This is a genomic window from Kutzneria kofuensis (assembly GCF_014203355.1).
GTDB lineage: Bacteria > Actinomycetota > Actinomycetes > Mycobacteriales > Pseudonocardiaceae > Kutzneria > Kutzneria kofuensis.
Map to the genome: position 1 here is coordinate 723,155 of NZ_JACHIR010000001.1, position 17,860 is coordinate 741,014.

Consider the following 17,860-nt stretch of genomic DNA (forward strand, 5'->3'; position numbering starts at 1 on the left):
TGCGTCACGTTTCGCACTGCGACGCTGGCCGCACGTCTTCGCCAGAGGAGTGACGAGATGCTTCGACGTTTGTCCCTCGGCCTCGCCGCCACCCTGCTCCCGTTGGCCGGCATCGGTTTCGCCGCGCCCGCGGACGCGGCGCCGACCGTGGTCACCCTGCACTACAACGCGAGCGGGATCACGCACTACTCGGCCCAGGTGGTGCAGGCCGTCAAGAACTGGGACACCAGGCTCAAGAACGTGCAGCTGGTGTCCGGCGGCAGCGCCACGATCAGGTTGCACGAGATCAACGGCGGCGGTTCCTACACCAACACCGACGGGCACGGCCACGGCGACATCTACATCGACCGCCAGCAGGTCGCGCAGGGCTTCGACCCGACCCGGATCATCACCCACGAGTTCGGCCACAACCTCGGCCTGCCCGACGACTACAGCGGCCCCTGCTCCGAGGTGATGTCCGGCCACGGTCCCGGCACCGCCTGCAAGAACGCCATCCCCTCGGCGGCCGAGGTCGCCCAGGTCGACGCCAACTTCGCCAACGGCTTCGCACCCGCGACCGCCGTCCACACGGTTCACTGACGTCGGATTTGCCTGGGGCGCACCCGCTTTGTCGGGTGCGCCCCTTTTTGCCTACGCAGTGGAGGGCTGGGTGGTCGACGGGTCGCGACGGCAGGCGCAGCCGAGGGTGACGTCAAGGCGGGCGACCTGGCTGGTGCGGAGGCGGATGCGGTGGGCGGTCGGCGGGTAGGCGGTGGCGACGACGGTGAGGGACCCGGGCGGTAGGCCGGTGATGTGGTAGCGGCCGTGGGCGTCGGCGGTGGTGGCGGCGACCATGCGGCCGTCGCCGTCGAGGACGCTGAGGACGGCGTGGGGACGCGTGGCGCCGGCGACGGCGCCGCCGCCGAGGGGGATGCCGCTGAGTTCCCGAAGCACGTGCCGAAGGTGGATGAGCGGACGGGAGGCGGGAACACCGGGGGCGAACAGGGCGGCGTCGGCGGCGGCGAGGGGGCCTTCGGCGGCGGGCTGGACGGCGCCCACGGGCGAGGCGATGAGTTGGCGGACGGCGTCGGCGAGGGAGCGGCAGGCAGGGGCGAGCTGCGGGTCGGGGCGGCGCAGGGCACGGGCGTGCATGCCCAGGGAGGCGTAGAGGGCGAGCCGGTGCCGGGTCTGCGGGGACATGGTGCCGCCGAGCACGGGCCGGGTGAGCGGCCGGGCGACGAGGGCGAGTTGCCAGAGCCGGGTGTCCAACACCCGGCTGACCGCGTCGAGATCGCGGCGCTCGGCGGCGGCGTCGAGAAGCTCGGCGAGGGCGGTGAGCACGGCGTCGCGAGCGCTGCGCACAGTGTCCTTTGTGGACAGCGGCGTGACGACGAGGGCCACCAGGAAGCCGATGACGGCGCCGACGGCGGTCTCCTCCAGGCGCAGCAGCAACAGGTCCGTGGAGAACTCGTGCAGCACGCTGTAGAGCTGCCCGACCATCACCGTGACAAAGAAGATCATGTACAGGTAGGAGACCCGGAGCAGGTAGAAGCCCAGGAACATGCTGCCGATGATCACCGCCAGCACACCGGCGGTGCTGCCGGCGGTGAGCTCGGCGAACAGCACGGAGGCGACCAGCCCGAGCATGGTGCCGGCGACCCGGTTGAAGCCCTTGACGAAGGTCTCGGTCCGGGTGGCGGTGCCGGCGAACATGACAAACGCGGCGATCACGGCCCAGTAGTAGCGCGCGGGCGACAGCGCCTCGCCGGCGATGATCGCCAGCGCCCCCGCGACGGCGACCTGGATGGCCTGCCGGGTGGTCATGTCCAGGCGGGCCAACGGGTTCCAGTGCCCGCCGCGCGCCGGCACGTCCTTGGCGACGGCCGGCGAGCCGGGCAGGGCGCCGAAGGCCAGCGAGATGGACGGCTCGAACTCGTCGAGCACGTCATCGGTGGTGTCGTCGGAACCGGACGCCACCGCGACGAATTCCGTTACGGCGACGGCAAAGTGCTCATCCGGCAGCGCTCGGGCCAGCTGGACGGCCCGCTCGTCGTCGCGGCGGGCCAACCGGTCGGCGACCCACGCGGCGGCCCTGGCCTTGTCGGTGCCGACGAGCGCCTCGGCGGAGGTGACGAGTTGGTCGAGGGCGTGCTGGGCGTCGATCAGCTTGCGGCGTAAGCGAGACGGCGACGCGTCGGCCGGCAACGCGCCCGGTTCCGCCGACCAGCCCTCGACCATCAGCGCCGCCTCGGTGACGCCGGCGAGCCGTGCGTGCAGCCGTCGGCGTAGCCGGTCGATGCGACGGGAATCTGTGCAGGACAACAGGTCCGCGGTCGCACGGGCGACGGCACGGGCCCGGGCGTCGAAGGCGCGGACGACCCGGGCGAGGGTCTTGGCGGAGTTCACCCGCAGGACGGTGATCGACAGCAGCAGCACCCACGCCGTCGCCACGATCACCGTGACGAGCAGGCCGGGCAGCATCGCCAGGGTGGTGTGCAGGAAGGCCGCGAAGAAGTAGCCCATCCAGCCCATGAAGCCGTAGAAGAAGTAGTCGACGCCGAACCGGCGCACGTACACGGCGGCGAACATCACCGCGACGAACACGGCCAGCATCAGGTCGGTGTTGTCGCCGACCAGCGCGCCGGCCACCATGCCGACGCCGAACGCCACCGGGAACAGCGCCGCGGTGCGGGTCTTCGCCCAGGCGCTGCCGGACCCCAGCGCCATCGCGCCCATCATCGCCACCACCGCGCCGAGCAGCATCGCGATCAGCGTCCCCATCGCGTCCGCGCCGGTGACCAGCGCGAACCCGTACTCCACGGCCAGCCCGCTGGCCATCGCGAACGTCGCCGACGCCGCCGACCACAGCCGGCTCAGCCCCGGGTCGGACCCCACCACCCGATCCCGCACCTCGCTCAACGCGAGCGTCATCCAGGCCCCCATTCCTCGATGTCGGTACCATACCGCTAATTACCGGTGTCATACCGCCATATTTCGGAGGCACGCATGACGGACACGGCGGCGGCGCTGGACGTGCTCGAACTCGCCACGGCGGTGCTCGCGCGCAACTTCGAGCTGCTGCGGCGGCGCAGCGACGTGTACAAGGAGCTCGACAAGTCCGAGTACCTGCTGCTGCGCACGCTCGACCAGCTCGGCCCCATCGACGTCAGCACGCTGGCCAGCGCCGTCGGCCTCGACCCGTCGACCGCCGGCCGGCAGGTCACCGTGATGCGGGGCCGCGAGCTGGTGACGAAGATCCACGACACCGCCGACCGCCGGCGCTGGATCATCGCGCCGACCGAGCAGGGCCTGGAGCTGATGGCCCTCACCCGGCAGCGCCGGCTGGCGGTGTCGGCGGAGCTGCTCGGCGACTGGACGCCGGACGAGCTACGCACCTTCGCCGAGCTGCTGACCCGCCACAACAACGCCGTAGCAACCCGCTACCTGAACCCCGGCGAGTCACGCTCTCAGGCACCCCGAATGTAAGAATCGTGCAGAACTGAGCCTCGCGGCTCAGTTCTGCCGGAAACCTACATTCGGGGTGCCCCAGAGCGTGACTCGCGGGGGTCAGAACCAGGTGCCGGAGGGCCAGGTGTCGGGCCAGGCCTGGCGGCGGGCGGAGTCGGGGTCGTCCTCCATACGGGGCGGGGTCGCCATGATCATGGTGGGACGCCGGGTCGGCTCGTACGGGGTCCAGTCGACCTTGCCGTCACGGACGAAGGAACCCCAGGCGGCGTGCATCACCCGGGACAGCTCGTCGGCGGCCGGGTCGCCGAAGTCGCCGACGGCCCAGGCGAACGCGACGTCGGTGCCGTGGCCGGCCCGAACGGCGCCGGGCAGCGTGCCGTCGAAGCGGTACCGCCAGGTCGGCGCGTGCCGGGACTGGCCGTCCACCAGCCGCAGCGTGGGAATGCCGTACCGCTCGTCGGTCATCACGGCGGCGAGGTCGTCGCCGTAGACGTCGAGGATCCGCCGAGCCCGCTCGGCCCCGAACGCCTCGGTCAGGACACGGGGCGCCGGCCGGGCGGCGCGGGGATCCAGGCCGACGAAGGTGCCGGCCTCGTTCGCGGCGCTGGACGCGAGCAAGGCGACCTTGGCGGCGGAGCCGGCGGCGATCCGACGCGCCGGCACGTCCGGCAGCACCGTCCCGTCGACCACCGGACGCCACGTCCACACCCCGTACAGCGGCGGCGACACCGTCTGCTGCGCGGCGAGCAACTCCCTCGCCGGCACGGAGGGAATGTGCCGGCGGTCGATCCCCAGCCGGTCGACGGTGGCCCGAGCGACCTCGACGGTCGTCACGTGGTCGCCGCCGCCGCTCTGCGAGATCGCCCGCTGGAACAGCCCGGACGCCGACGGCGCGGCCATCAGCGTCGCCACGCTCTTCGCCCCGGCGGACACCCCGCCGAGGGTGACCTGCCGCGGATCGCCGCCGAACGCCGCGATGTTGTCCCGCACCCAGCGCAGCGCGGCGATCTGGTCCAGCACACCGCAGTTGGTGTCGTCGAAGAAACCGAACGCCCCCAGGCGGTAGTTGAACGTCACCACGACGACGTCGTGGTTGCGCACGAACATCTCGCCGTCGCCGATCCCGTCCGGCCCGGCGCCGGTCAGGTAGCCGCCGCCGTGGATCCACACGAACACCGGCCGCGGCGTCGGGGACGGCCGGTCGGGAGCGCACACGTTGACGTAGAGGCAGTCCTCGCTCATCCGCTGTGGATCGTCCACAGCGGCCGGTTGCGGACCGAGAATCACCCGGCCCGGCAACACGGTCTGCATCGCCCGGGCGCCGAACCGGGACGCGTCCCGCACGCCGATCCACGAGTCCGCGGGCAGCGGCGGCCGGTGCCGCAGCGCGCCGACCGGCGGCTGCGCGTACGGGATGCCGCGCCACGCCACCGCCCCACCGAGATCGACGCCGCGAACCTGTCCGATGGTGGTGGCGACGATCGCCGTCATCTCACTTCCCCTGGGTACGTCTTCCGTGCGACACCGCGTACACCTGGCTGCGGAACCGCAGCACCGGGTCGTCGGACAACTCGATGCCGGGCACCAGCCTGGTCGGGTCGAACATACGCCGGTCCCACTTGGCCTGGTCCTCGACCGGCCCGGTCACCAGCAGCCGCCCCACGGTGAGCTCCGTGCGGTCGTTCGGCCACAGCACCGTGCAGTCGTCGGTCGGGTCGCCCGGCTCGGCGATCTGCACCTTGAGCTGGAACGCCACCGTCGTCGACGCCAGTCTCTCGGCCAGCTCGTCGGCGAGATACGTGGGAGACTTCTCCGAGGCACGCTCGTCCGACAGCTGCTGCACGCCGGCTTCGGGTTCCCAGCGGTAGCGCACGGCCGTGCGTCGGCGCATCTTGTCCAGCCAGATGAAGGCGTGCACCGCCCAGTAGCGGATGGTCGCGTAGCTCACGGGGATCGGCGTGTTCTTGACGGCACGCAGGCCACGCATCGCCTCGCTGTGCTCGGTGGCGTACTTGCGCACCACCTCCGGGTCGGGCGAGCCGGTGAACATGTTCGGCTCGGCCGCCTCGAGGAAGTTGCGGAACGCCTGCGGCGTCGCCGCCACGAACACCGGCTGGCTCACCGACACCAGGTCGGTGGCCACGCCGCCGGGCAGGTGGAACGCCACCGACAGGCCGCGCGCCGACCTCGTGCGGTCCCAGATGTAGGGATTTCCCGAGAAGTTGGAGAAACGCACCGTCGCCGGCACCGGGTCGCCCTGCAGGTGGGCCGCGGTCGTGTACTCGGCGGCGGCCCCCGTCGGCAGGAACACCGCTCGGTAGCAGGAACCCTTCGCGTGCGCCCGGCGGTAGCCGGGGTACAGACCGGAGACCCATTCCAGCCGGTCGACGATGTCGACGGCCAACTGCGGATGGGCACCGTCGGGTGGCTGAACGGACATGTGCGCGATCCTGTTCGGCTCTGCGTCGGGTCGCCAGCCTAAGGCGCGACCGTCTTGGTGCCAAGCTGAGTACGGTGTCGGGTATGGACGGGCACCAGCCGCCGGGCCCCCAGGACCGCTTCGAGAACGACCTGATCGGGTTGGATCCGAACGATCCCGAGGCCAAGGCCTTCGCCGAGCATCTGGACCGGATGGAACGGGTCCGCAACGGCTACACCGTGGAGGGCTATCTGGCCGGTGTCACCGATTTCGCCGAGTCGGCCAACCGGTCCAGGGGACACCGCCGGTTGATGGTGAGCCTCGTCGTGCTGCTCATCCTGCTGGGGCTGGCCTTCGCCACATGGAATCTACTCACAGTGGTTTTCGGCGTCATCATCCCCTGATCCGTTGCCCGATCGGGCGCGATGGCTTGCCGCACCGGCATTACAGGGAGCCGTCGAGGTAGCGGCGGCGGATGGCGGCGCGGGTGGGGTGGCCGGACCAGCCGGCGGGCATCCGGCCCGACTCGACGAGCACGACGTCGCGGACGCGGACGTTGAAGCGCCTGGCGACGGCGGCGCGGACGGCGTCGACGACGGCGGACAGGTCGAGGTCGTCCGGCGGGACGTGCTGGGAGCGTTCGGCGACGACGACAACGGCCTCGCCGAAGGAGAGGGCGACCACCCGGTCGGGGCGGACGGCGGGGTGCGCGGCGCGGGCGACCAGTTCGACCTCGTGCGGGTCGAGCCGGCGGCCGTCGACGGTGAGCAGGTCCTCCTGCCGTCCCAGCACGAACAGCTCCCCCTCGTGCAGGAAGCCGAGATCGCCGGTGCGAAGCCAGTCCCGACCGTCCAAAGAGACCAGTTCCTGCCGGACGGCCACGGCCCCGCCGGAGAGCCAGATCTCGCCGACCATGCCGTCGGGCAGCGGCCAGCTGGCGCCGGGATCGACCACCAGCACCAAGCCGTCGACGGGCACACCGCTGGACACGAGCAGCGAAGACCGGCCGTCGGTGCGCAGGACGGCCTTGCCGGCGGCCAACTGCTCCCGGTCGACGGTGATCCGCCGCGGCGGCGCGGCCGGGGCTGTCATCGTCACGGGGCCGACGGCGCCGACGGCGCTGTAGCAGGTGCGGAACGCCTGCGGCGGCAGCCCGCACTGGCCGAACACGTCGATGGCCACCCGCACGGTGCTGGCGTTGATCGACTCGCCACCGTCCAGCATGGTGCTGACCTGCGACAACCGCAGCCAGGACCGGTCCTGCTCGGTGGTGCGGGACGCGCAGTAGGCCAGCGCGAAGTCCGGTGCGGCGGTGATCACGTCCTGGCCGGAGGCCAGCGCCTGCAGCCACCGGCGGGGCTGCTCCAGTACCGAGGACTGCTCAAGCAGCACGGCCCGCAGCCGGCCGGCCAGCGGCGCGGCGACGCCGAGCACGAAGCCGAGGTCGTAGCACAAGGGCAGCCAGTTCACGGTGACCGAGCGTCCGGTGACAGCCCGGAACGCGGAGATCGCGCGGCTGCCGGCGGCGGCCAGGTCGCCGTGGCTCAACGCGGTCCCGAACGGGTCGGTGCCGGGGTCGACCGGGTAGCGCAGCATGGCGATGTCGCTCGCGGTGGCCGGGTACCGCGCCAGCTCGTCGTCGGGCATGGCGTCCACGAGCACCACCGGCGCGTCGAAGAACGCCTGCACGCGGGGCTTGGCGGCGCTGGTGGTGAGCACGGCCGTCGCCAGGCAGTCGTTCAGCACCGCGCTCACGTGCTCGGGGTGATCGTCGAGGTCGCCGAGGTCGAGCGGCACGGCGATCACACCCGCCCAGAACGCCGCCAGCAGCGCCACGACGTCGTCGACCCCCTGCGGCGCGAGCACGACGGCCCGGCTGCCCGGTCCGGCGACCCGCCGCAGCGCGGCGGCGGTGGATGCGACCCTGCGGTGCAGCGAACCCCAGGTCGCGGTGACCGACAGCCCGTCGAGGCTGGTGCTGTGGTCGACGTAGGTCACGGCTGCGTCGTCGGCGTTGGTGGCGGCCCATGCGGCGAGGTGGTCGGTGAGCACGGTTCCTCCAAACGAGAGGGGACCCCGTCGGACATCCAGTGTCCGACGGGGTCCCCGAACCGCAACAGGCTTAACCGATCGTGTAGCTGTACGGAACGCCGGCCAGCTCGTCGCCGCTGAGCAGCACGCCGTTGAAGTTGTCCACGTACAGCACGCCGCTCACCTTCGTGCCCTTCGCCCCGGTCGGGGTGATGGTCACGGTGATGGTCGCCGTCTGACCGGGGGCCAGCTGCACCGGCGCGAAGTCCGGCGCTCCCGCGTCCACGCTGTACCGCCACAGGTCACCGGTGGTGCTGGTGGCCGAGGTGTCGAACGCCTGGGCGTGGACCTGCGCGGCCAGCGTCGCCGAGCCGGTGACCTCGCCGTCCTCCGGGCCGACCGGGGTGGCCACGGCCAGCCACTGGCCCTGGGTGACCTCCGGCGCGGCCGTGCTGCCGGTGGCCGAGTTGCCGCGCGGCGAGCCGTAGATCTCGGCCACGCCGCTGAACCCGGACGCGTCGAAGTCGGCCGGCAGCGTCGCGTTCTGCTGGATGGTGAGCGACCGGGTCTCGGTCGGCACCAGCCAGGCGGTCCCGGTCGCCGTCGCCGGCTGCGGGATGGACTGGTCGGCCGAGGTCCCCGGCAGCACCGCCAGCGCCTGGTCGACCTCCGTGGTCAGGCGTGGGTCGACGAACACCGCCTCCGGGGCGACGCCGTTGTTGCGCACCTTCACCTGCACGGTGATCGGCTTGCCGGCCACGACCGTGCCGCTGGGCAGGCCGGTGACCGTCGCGTCGACCACGTTGAACTTCAGGTGCCCGGTAAACGGCTGGGACAGCGCCGTGCCGCTGACGCCCTGGTTGACGTTGATCACCAGTTCCCAGCGGCCCTTCTCCGGCGCCCGCACGTACGACTGCAGCGTCTTGGTCCGGACATTGCCGTTCGCTCCGGGCTGCTGGTTGGTCGACAGCGACACGATCTGGCCGCTGGGCGACTGCAGCGCGGCGTAGACGGTCTGGTTCGGGTCACCGCCGAGGCTGACGTCCAGGCCGAAGTCCTTCTTGCCGGCCGGCACGTCGAACCAGTACGTCTGGGTCTGCGCCGGCGCGAAGTCGCGGCCGTTGCCGCCGACGATCGTGCCGCTGAACGCGCCGCCGTTGGCGGTCGTGATCAGGCTGCGCAGCGTGAACGGCACCGAGGTGACCGCGCCCAGCTGGGTGTCCAGCTCGACCGCGGCCGACAGGTCGCCGGGCTGGTCCGGCGTCTTGGCGGTGACGTGGAAGGTGCCGGACTGGCCGGGCTTGAGGGTCAGCGTCTTCGGGCTCACCGAACCGAAGTCGGTGTACTTGGTGCTGGTGAACTCGTAGGCCACGTTGCCCTTGAAGCCGGTCGCGCCCTTGGTCGCGTAGAACACCGCGGTCCAGGCGCCCGGCGCCGGGTTCCGCACGTCGACCCGGCCGTGGTTGGCCTGGCTGCTGCTGTTCTGCGGCCGGGAGTCGACCTGGTACACGCCGTTCGGGTCGATCAGCGCCATCCGGATCGTCGCGCTCTGCGAGGAGTTGCCCGGCCAGGCCAGGTCGCCCTGCAGGTGGTCGGCGCCGAACGGGACCTGGAACTTGGTCGTGGCGTACGCCCGGGTCGCGCTGGTGCCGTCGACGAAGGTCGGCGTCGAGGGCGAGGTGACGTCCAGCGCGATGCTGCTGGTGGTGTCGGCCAGCGTCTTGCCCAGCACGCGGCCGTGCGCGGACACCGTCTGCGTGTTCGGGCTGGTGTTGGTGATCGTCAGCGGCTCGCTGACGGTCGAACCGGGCTTGCCGACCGCCGTCAGCTGGGTGTCGCCGCCGGTGGTGGTGGCCAGCAGGCCGGCGCCCTGCGCCGCCGGCTTGCCGTTGCCGTCCTGGATGGACATGGCGGCCCGGACCGCGGCGTAGGTGTTCATCTCGCCGGCGCCCTGCTCGTAGGCGGGGTGGCCGAGGTCGGTGGCGGTGCTGGTGAGGATCTGCTTGACCAGCTGCGGGCTCGGCTTGGCGCCGTGGTGGGTGTTCTTGTACGCCTCGATGACCAGCGCGGCGCCGCCGGCGATGAACGGCGCGGCCTCGCTGGTGCCGCCGAAGGTGCGGATGTTGGACGGCCGGCCCTGCTCGTCGGTGCAGCCGGCGAACCGCGGGTCGGCGTCGCACACCGACCAGCCGGACTCGCCCGGCGCGACCAGGTCCGGCACCCGGCCGAGGTCGTCGATGCCGCCGGAGGACAGCGAGGACATGTTGTCGTTCGCCCAGGTCTTGGCGAAGGTGCGGGCGCCCCGCTCGCCGGTCTGCGCGTACAGCCGGTAGTTGGTGACCGAGCCGGCGGAGATCACGTGCGGGTCGACCGCCGGGGTGCCCATGGTGCCGCTCGGGCCGGCGTCGCCGCTGGAGGCGACGACGGTGACGCCCGCGGCGACCGCGGCGTCGTTGGCCAGCGCGACCGGGTCGACGCCGTCGGCCGGGAACGGGTTGCCGCCCAGCGACTCGTTGATCACGTCGACGTTGTCGTTGTTCACGGCGTAGTCGATGGCCTGCAGGATGATCGAGTTGGTGACCAGCTCGGCGCTGCCGAAGATGTTCAGGCCGACCAGGCTCGCGCCCGGCGCGATGCCCCGCACGGTCACGTTGCAGCCCTTGGGCAGCGGGTGCGCGGCGGCGACCACAGTGGACAGGTCGTAGGTCACGCGGCCCTGTGCCGCGATGGAACTGGCGTCGCCGAAGGCTTCCTCGCCGGACTGCGGCCCGTTCGGGTCGGTCCCGGAGAAGTCCTGGTAGTCGCTGAAGACGGGGGTGCCGTCGGCGCGGATGAAGTCGGGGTTGTGCGGGTCCATGCCGTCCGCGATCCACGCGACCGTCACGCCCTTGCCGTCCACGATGTTCTGCGCCTGGGGCAGGTTCGGGTTGGTGTAGGCGGTGTGCGTGGTCTGCAGCGCCTCCGGCTCCAACAGCGGCTTGCTCGGGTCGGTCGGGCACGTGCCCGGCGCCAGCGGCTGGTCGGCCGCGGCCTTGAGCTGCTGCTTCTGCGCGGCGTCCAGCTGCTTGACCGACCGGGTGCGGTCCGGCACGACGGCCGCCACGTTCGGGTCAGCGGCGAGCTTGCCGGCCTCCGCGTCGGTGACCTTGGCCGAGAAGCCGTTGAGCACGTCGAACGCCTTCACGTTCTGCGCGCCGACCTGCTTGGCCTGGTTCACCAGCGGGGCCTGCTCCTGGCCGACGGTCTGCTTGCGCTGGGTGCGCTGGGCCTTGGGTGATAACTCGGGATGCTGGTTCTTCAGCACCACGATCACCGACTGCTTGCTCCCCTGGGCCAGCGCCTGGTCGGCGGCGGCCGCGCCGGCGGCCATCGCGTTCGGGCCGGTCGCGGCGAGCACGCCGGTGACCGTGGCCACGACGAGCACCAGTCTTCGGCGTTGTTGGCGGAACATCCGCGCACACCTCATTCCGGGTGACTTCACATCGGACCGCCGGAGCCTATGCGCGCTCCCGGCCGGAAAGTCACGGGCAATGGTGGCCAGTTCCGGCCGAACGAGAACTAACGGACAGAACGCCACTGTAACTGTTAACAGGAATAAGGAAATACGCCCGGTTGGCGACTGGCGGATTTGTTGCCGGCGGCGTAAAAGCGCCGTGAACTGGTGACGATCACCAAGGGGAACCGACCAGATGCGTACCGTAGCACGCCCTTGCGCCGGCCGCCGTAAGAGATCGGTAACGTGGCCGAGCGTGTATGGGCAGTAGCCTTGCCCGCATGGTCACGTTGGTCGTCGTCGGGTTTCTGGCCGGGGTGATCACCAGTCTCTCCCCCTGCGTGCTGCCGGTGCTGCCGATCGTGCTCACCTCGGGCGGGCCGCAGCACCGCAAGTGGCGGCCGTACCTGGTCATCGCCGGCCTCGTGTTGAGTTTCGCGCTGTCCACGCTGTTCGGCTCGCTGGTGCTGACCGCGCTCGGGCTGCCCCAGACGCTGCTGCGCGACGCCGGCATCGCCGTGCTGGCGCTGATCGGCGTCGGGCTGGTCTGGCCGCGGTTCGGGGACCTGTTGGAACGGCCGTTCGCTCGGTTGGGCGGCCGTCCGGTGAATCCCGACGGCAACGGAATCGTGCTCGGTCTCGGCCTCGGGCTCCTTTTCGTGCCGTGTGCCGGTCCCGTGCTCGCCACCATCGCCGTCATCGGCGCCAATCACACGTTCAGCGCCGGCGCGCTGGCGCTCACCGCCGCTTTCGCCATCGGCTGCGGCGTGCCGTTGCTCGTTCTCGCCGTCGCCGGTGACGCCCTCTCCCGCCGGTTGTCCGCCATTCGCACCCGGGCCCGCGGATTCCGCGTCACCAGCGGCGTCGTGATGCTCGTGGTCGCCGCCGCGATCGCTTTGAACCTCACCGACGGATTGCAGTCGGCCGTGCCCGGATATACGAGTGCGTTGCAGCAATCCGTGGAGAGCAATTCCGAGGCGCAGGGCGAGTTGCACGGGCTGTCCGGCTCCGGCGACGCCGCCCCCTCCTCCCCCGGCGTCTCGTGCCAACCCGGCGGCGCGACGCTGCGGGACTGCGGCAAGGCCCCCGAGTTCACCGGCATCACCGACTGGATCAACTCGTCGCCACTCACCCTGGCCGGGCTGCGCGGCAAGGTCGTGCTGATCGACTTCTGGACGTACAGCTGCATCAACTGCCAGCGCACCCTGCCGCACGTCGAGTCCTGGTACCAGGCCTACCACCAGGCCGGGCTGGAGATCATCGGCGTGCACACGCCCGAGTTCGCCTTCGAGCACGACGTCGCCAACATCAGGGCACAGGCCCAGTCGCTCGGCGTGCGCTACCCCGTCGCCGTCGACAACGGCTATTCGACCTGGAACGCCTACAGCAACCAGTACTGGCCCGCCGAGTACCTCATCGACGCCGCCGGCAACCTCCGGCACGTCAACTTCGGCGAGGGCGACTACAGCGGCACCGAGCAGCTCATCCGTCAGCTCCTCACCAGCGCCTCGTCCACTGTGGACCTTCCCGCCGCCACCGACGTCGCCGACACCACCCCCGCCGAGCAGCAGACCCCCGAGACCTACCTCGGTTCCCAGTACGCCCCGCTCCACGTCACCGGCAAGACGCCCAGTGGCAGCAACAACCAGCTGTTCCAGTTCCCCTCGGCCCTGCAACCGGACACCTTCGCCCTGGCCGGCGCCTGGCAGGGACAGGCCGAGTCGCTGACGTCCGGTCCCGGCGCCCAGTTGGAACTCAGCTACCAGGCGCGGGACGTCTACCTCGTGCTGGGCGGTTCCGGCACCGTCACCGTGCAGGTGGACGGCAAGGCCACCCAGACCGTCGCCGTGTCCGGCGTCCCCAAGCTCTACACCCTGGTGGACAACGGCCCCTACCAGCGCTCGACGCTGACGCTGGGCTTCACCCCCGGCATCGACGCCTACGACTTCACTTTTGGCTGACCCGGCGACGGGTCGTAGCGGCGGACCTCCTGGGTGGCGGCGACGAGCTGGCGCGGGTCGGGGATGCCGGCCTGTACCAGCAGGTTGCCGAGGGCGGTGGCCTCGACGGGGCCGGCGAGGACGGGCAGGCGGCAGGCGTCGGCGGTGAGTTGGCAGAGAAGCTCGTTCTGCGAACCGCCGCCGACGATGTGCACGACGTCGATCTCCTTGCCGGACAGGCGTTGCGCGTCGAGCAGGGTGTCGCGGTAGGCCTGGGCGAGGCTGTCGAGGATGCAGCGGACGATCTCGGGCGGATCGGCGGGAACGGGTTGGCCGGTGCGGCGGCAGGCGTCGACGATCCGGGCGGGCATGTCGCCGGGGGGCAGGAACTCGGGGGCATTGGGGTCGATGACGGCCCGGCGGGGCAGACCGGCGGCGGTCTTGAGCAGGTCGTCGCGGCCGAGATCCCACACCCGAAGGGATTCCTCCAGCAGCCAGAGGCCCATGACGTTCCGCAGGTACCGGACGGTGCCGCCGACGCCGGCCTCGTTGGTGAAGTTGGCGGCGAGGCTCTCGGTGGAGAGAACGGGGCGATCGAGCTCGACGCCGACCAACGACCAGGTGCCGCAGGAGATGTAGCCGAAGCGGTCGGTCCGAGCGGGGACGGCGTAGACGGCGGAGGCGGTGTCGTGCGAACCGACGCTGACGACGTTCCGGCCGAGGGAAGAACCAGGCCGGCGGATCGGAGGGAACAGGGCCGAGGGAATGCCCAGGCGGGACATCAGACCGGTGGCCCACTGTCCAGTTCGGACGTCGAGCAGCTGCGTGGTGGAGGCGTTGGTGTGCTCGGCGCCGATCTCGCCGGTGAGCCAGTACGCGACGAGATCGGGGATGAGCAGCAGGTGCGAAGCCTGCTGCGCCAACGGATCGGCCACGAGCTGGAACAGGGTGTTGATGGGCAGGATCTGGATGCCGGTGACGTCGTACAGCTCGGCGGCCGGCACCTTCGAGAGGACCTGCTCGACGACGCCGTCGGTGCGGGAATCCCGGTAGCACACCGGATCGGCCAGCAACTCGCCGGAAGCATCGAGCAGACCGTAGTCCACGGCCCACGAGTCGATACCGATGCTACGGACGTCCAAGCCCCGTAAGCCTTCCTCCACGGAGCGACGGAGGAAGGCGGCGTCCCAGCGCAGCGCACCGTCCCGAACGGCCGGACGGTACGAGAACCGGGACACCTCCCGCAGCGACAGCCGGTCGGCCTCGACGCGCCCGAGCATCACCCGCCCGCTGGACGCGCCGAGGTCGACGGCTGCGTAGGAACCGCTGGTCATCGCAGGAAGGCCGCGGCGACGCCGGCATCGACCGGCACGTGCAGGCCGGTGGTGCGGGACAGCTCGCCGCCGGTGAGCACGAAGATCGCGGCGGCGACGTGCTCGGGCAGCACCTCCTCCTTCAACAGGGTGCGCTGCGCGTAGTACTCGCCCAGCTTCTCCTCTGGCACCCCGTACACGGCGGCCCGCTGCGCGCCCCAACCGGACGAGAAGATGCCGGAACCCCGAACCACCGCATCGGGATTGACGCCGTTGACCCGGATGCCGTGGGCGGCGAGTTCGGCGGCGAGCAGCCGGACCTGGTGCGCCTGGTCGGCCTTGGCGGACCCGTAGGCGACATTGTTGGGGCCGGCGAAAACGGCGTTCTTGCTGACCACGTAGACGATGTCGCCGCCGATGCCCTGCGCGATCATCGTCCGGGCGGCGGCCCGCGACACCAGGAACGAGCCCCGAGCCATGACGCCGTGCTGGCGGTCCCAGTCCTCGTCGGTGGTGTCCACCAACGGCTTCGACACCGACAGCCCGGCATTGTTGACGACGAGGTCGATGCCGCCGAACGCCAGGCAGGCAGCGGAAATCGCCTCGTCGACGGCGTCCGAAGAGGACACGTCGACGTGCACGGCCACCGCGGTGGAGCCGATCTCCTTGGCCACCGCCTCGGCGGCGGCCAGATCACGGTCGGCGACGACGACACAAGCGCCCTCGGCGGCCAGCCGCAGAGCCGTGGCCCGGCCGATGCCGGAGCCGCCGCCGGTGACGAAGGCGACCCGTGCCGTCAACGGCTTCGGCTTGGGGCGGCGACGCAGCTTCGCCTCCTCCAGCTCCCAGTACTCGATCCGGAACTTCTCGCTCTCCGGGATCGGCGCGTACCGGGACACGGACTCGGCCCCGCGCATGACGTTGATGGCGTTGACGTAGAACTCCCCGGCCACCCGGGCGGTCTGCTCGTCGGCGCCGAAGGAGAACATGCCGATGCCCGGCACCAGCACGATCGCCGGATCGGCCCCGCGCATCGCCGGCGAGTCCGGCGATGCGTGCCGCTCGTAGTAGGCCCGGTAGTCCTCGCGGTACTCGTGGTGCAGCACCCGCAGCCGCTCCACCACGGTCTCGAACGGCGCGTCGGCCGGCGTGTCCAGGATCAGCGGCCGAACCTTGGTGCGCAGGAAGTGATCCGGGCACGAGGTCCCCAGCGCCGCCAGCTCCGGGGCCTTCGAGCCGGCCAGGAACTCCAGCACCTCCGCGGAGTCCGTGAAGTGCCCGACCTGACGGTTGTCCGTCGACGCCAGCCCGCGGACCACCGGCGCCAGCGCGGCCGCGCGAGCACGCCGAGCCTCGGGCGCAAGCGCTTGCCGTTCGGGAACGACGGCGCCGAAGGGATCGGCCGAACCGCGAGAGTCCAGGAATTCCTGCGCCCGCCGGATGATCTCCAACGAGTTTGCCTGGCACTCCTGCGAAGTAGCGCCCCACGCGGTGATCCCGTGCCCGCCGAGGATCACGCCGATGGCCGCCGGATTGGCCCGCTTGATCTCGGCGATGTCCAGCCCCAGCTGGAAACCCGGCCGCCGCCAGTCCACCCACGCCACCCGGTCGCCGAAGCACTCCCGGGTCAGCGCCGGCCCGTCCGCCGCCGTCGCCAGCGCGATGCCGGCATCCGGGTGCAGGTGGTCGACGTGCGCGGCGTCGACCAGGCCGTGCATGGCCGTGTCGATGGACGGCGCGGCGCCGCCCTTGCCGTGCAGGCAGAAGTCGAACGCGGCGACCATCTCGTCCTCGCGCTCCACCCCCGGATACACGTCCACCATGGCCCGCAACCGGTCCAGCCGCAGCACGGCCAGCCCGGCCTCGGTCAGGGTGCCGAGATCACCGCCGGATCCCTTGACCCACATCAGTTCCACGTCGCCGCCGGTGACCGGGTCCCGGTCCACCGCCTTGCACGACGCGTTGCCGCCGGCGTAGTTGGTGTTGCGCCGGTCCGCGCCGATCGTGTGCGCACGATCCAACAACAAGGAGACTTCCGGGTTCACGCGCCCCATCCCATCGCCGAGCCGCCGACCCGCTCGGCCTCGATCTTCTGCTGGTAGCCGGACCGGTGGTAAGCCCCGATCGGGTCCGGGTCGAGCCCGTCCTCGGCGCGCAGCTCCGCGAGCAGCGGCCGGACGTCGGTGTTGTAGGCGTCCATCAGCGCCGCGTTCGCGCCGAGCACGTCGCCTTCCGCCTGCGCCTTGGCCAGCGCCTCGCGGTCCACGAGCAGCGCCTTGGCGGTGGCCTCCTGCACGTTGAGCACGGACCGGATCATGGCCGGCACCTTGGGCTCGATGTTGTGGCACTGGTCGAGCATGAACGCCACGTCCGCCTCGGGCGCCAGCGCGTCCGCGGCCACGATCTCGTGCATGATCCGGAACAGCTGGAACGGGTCGGCGGCGCCGACCATCAGGTCGTCGTCGGCGTAGAACCGGCTGTTGAAGTGGAAGCCGCCGAGCTTGCCGGCCCGCAGCAGCAGCGCCACGATGAACTCGATGTTGGTACCCGGCGCGTGGTGCCCGGTGTCCACCAGCACCTGCGCCTTCGGCCCGAGGTTCACGCAGTGCGCGAACGAGGTGCCCCAGTCCGGCAGGTCCATGGTGTAGAAGCTGGGCTCGAACAGCTTGTACTCCACCAGCATCCGCATGCCGTCGGGCAGCTGACCGTACACTTCGGACAGTGCGTCGGCCAGCCGGTCCTGCCGGGCCCGGATCGAGTCCTGGCCCGGATAGTTGGTGCCGTCGGCGAACCACAGCGACAGGATCGTCGAGCCCGTCTGCACCCCGACCTCGATGCACTCCAGCAGGTGGTCGGTCGCCTTGCGGCGGATCTTCGGGTCGGGGTTGCAGACGCTGCCGAGCCGGTAGTCGTCCTCCTGGAACACGTTGGGGTTGATGGCCCCGATGGCGATGCCGTGGTCGCTGGCGAACCGGGCCAGCGCGGGATAGTCGTCGACCTTGTCCCACGGGATGTGCAGGGCGATGCTCGGCGCGACGCCGGTCAGCTCGTGCACCTTGGCCGCGTCCGCGATCTTCTCCTGCGGCGTGCGCGGCACGCCCGCCTGGGCGTAGACCTTGAACCTGGTGCCCGAGTTGCCGTACGCCCACGACGGCGTCTCGATCCGGTGCCTGCGCAGCTGCGCCTTCACGCCTTCCACGGCGGCTCTCCTTCGCCA

Annotated in this window: 12 protein-coding genes; 4 read left to right on the forward strand and 8 right to left on the reverse strand. The window is 71.0% G+C overall.

Features of this window, described 5'->3' with window-relative positions; translation table 11 throughout:
• Positions 1-57: 57 nt before the first annotated feature.
• A complete protein-coding gene (locus tag BJ998_RS03210; protein ID WP_184858326.1) occupies positions 58-579 on the forward strand; it encodes a snapalysin family zinc-dependent metalloprotease in 522 nt (173 codons plus the stop codon).
• A gap of 51 nt (positions 580-630) precedes the next feature.
• Here BJ998_RS03210 and BJ998_RS03215 read toward each other — a convergent pair whose 3' ends face one another.
• Positions 631-2,910: an FUSC family protein gene (locus BJ998_RS03215; RefSeq protein WP_184858328.1), complete on the reverse strand. Its 2,280-nt coding sequence runs from the start codon at positions 2,908-2,910 to the stop codon at positions 631-633.
• Between the two features lie 75 nt (positions 2,911-2,985).
• On the opposite strand from BJ998_RS03215, the gene BJ998_RS03220 reads away from it, so the two are divergent.
• A complete protein-coding gene (locus BJ998_RS03220) occupies positions 2,986-3,465 on the forward strand; it encodes a MarR family winged helix-turn-helix transcriptional regulator (RefSeq protein WP_184858330.1) in 480 nt (159 codons plus the stop codon).
• Between the two features lie 81 nt (positions 3,466-3,546).
• On the opposite strand, the gene BJ998_RS03225 is transcribed toward BJ998_RS03220, so the two are convergent.
• Positions 3,547-4,938, reverse strand: a complete 1,392-nt coding sequence (locus BJ998_RS03225; RefSeq protein ID WP_184858332.1) for a carboxylesterase/lipase family protein — start codon at positions 4,936-4,938, stop codon at positions 3,547-3,549.
• A gap of 1 nt (position 4,939) precedes the next feature.
• Positions 4,940-5,887 (reverse strand): catalase family peroxidase, encoded by a 948-nt coding sequence (locus BJ998_RS03230; protein ID WP_184858333.1) that lies wholly within the window; start codon positions 5,885-5,887, stop codon positions 4,940-4,942.
• Between the two features lie 83 nt (positions 5,888-5,970).
• On the opposite strand from BJ998_RS03230, the gene BJ998_RS03235 reads away from it, so the two are divergent.
• Entirely contained in the window at positions 5,971-6,270 is a 300-nt protein-coding gene (locus BJ998_RS03235) for a hypothetical protein (RefSeq protein WP_184858335.1), read from the forward strand.
• Between the two features lie 40 nt (positions 6,271-6,310).
• On the opposite strand, the gene BJ998_RS03240 is transcribed toward BJ998_RS03235, so the two are convergent.
• Together BJ998_RS03240 and BJ998_RS03245 are read right to left on the reverse strand one after the other, a co-directional pair.
• The gene (locus BJ998_RS03240; protein ID WP_184858337.1) at positions 6,311-7,918 is read right to left on the reverse strand and encodes an AMP-binding protein; all 1,608 of its coding nucleotides are present in this window, start codon (positions 7,916-7,918) and stop codon (positions 6,311-6,313) included.
• Positions 7,919-7,988: 70 nt separating this feature from the next.
• Complete coding sequence (locus BJ998_RS03245; RefSeq protein WP_184858339.1) at positions 7,989-11,348, reverse strand: S8 family serine peptidase; 3,360 nt, start codon at positions 11,346-11,348, stop codon at positions 7,989-7,991.
• A 323-nt stretch (positions 11,349-11,671) separates the two neighbouring features.
• Between BJ998_RS03245 and BJ998_RS03250 the strand changes: the two genes are divergently transcribed.
• Positions 11,672-13,351 carry a cytochrome c biogenesis protein DipZ gene (locus BJ998_RS03250; RefSeq protein ID WP_184858341.1) on the forward strand — a complete coding sequence of 560 codons (1,680 nt, stop codon included), beginning with the start codon at positions 11,672-11,674 and terminating at the stop codon, positions 13,349-13,351.
• Here the strand turns inward: BJ998_RS03250 and BJ998_RS03255 are convergent.
• From BJ998_RS03255 to rhaI, 3 genes are read right to left on the reverse strand one after another with little or no spacing between them, the layout of a single operon-like run.
• Positions 13,330-14,664 carry a rhamnulokinase gene (locus tag BJ998_RS03255; RefSeq protein ID WP_184858343.1) on the reverse strand — a complete coding sequence of 445 codons (1,335 nt, stop codon included), beginning with the start codon at positions 14,662-14,664 and terminating at the stop codon, positions 13,330-13,332. The genes BJ998_RS03250 and BJ998_RS03255 overlap by 22 nt on opposite strands.
• The gene (locus BJ998_RS03260) at positions 14,661-16,697 is read right to left on the reverse strand and encodes a bifunctional aldolase/short-chain dehydrogenase (protein ID WP_184858345.1); all 2,037 of its coding nucleotides are present in this window, start codon (positions 16,695-16,697) and stop codon (positions 14,661-14,663) included. The genes BJ998_RS03255 and BJ998_RS03260 overlap by 4 nt, the downstream gene beginning before the upstream one ends.
• Positions 16,685-17,833 carry an L-rhamnose isomerase gene (gene rhaI, locus BJ998_RS03265; protein ID WP_184868387.1) on the reverse strand — a complete coding sequence of 383 codons (1,149 nt, stop codon included), beginning with the start codon at positions 17,831-17,833 and terminating at the stop codon, positions 16,685-16,687. Before rhaI ends, BJ998_RS03260 begins: the two co-directional genes overlap by 13 nt.
• Between the last annotated feature and the right edge of the window lie 27 nt (positions 17,834-17,860).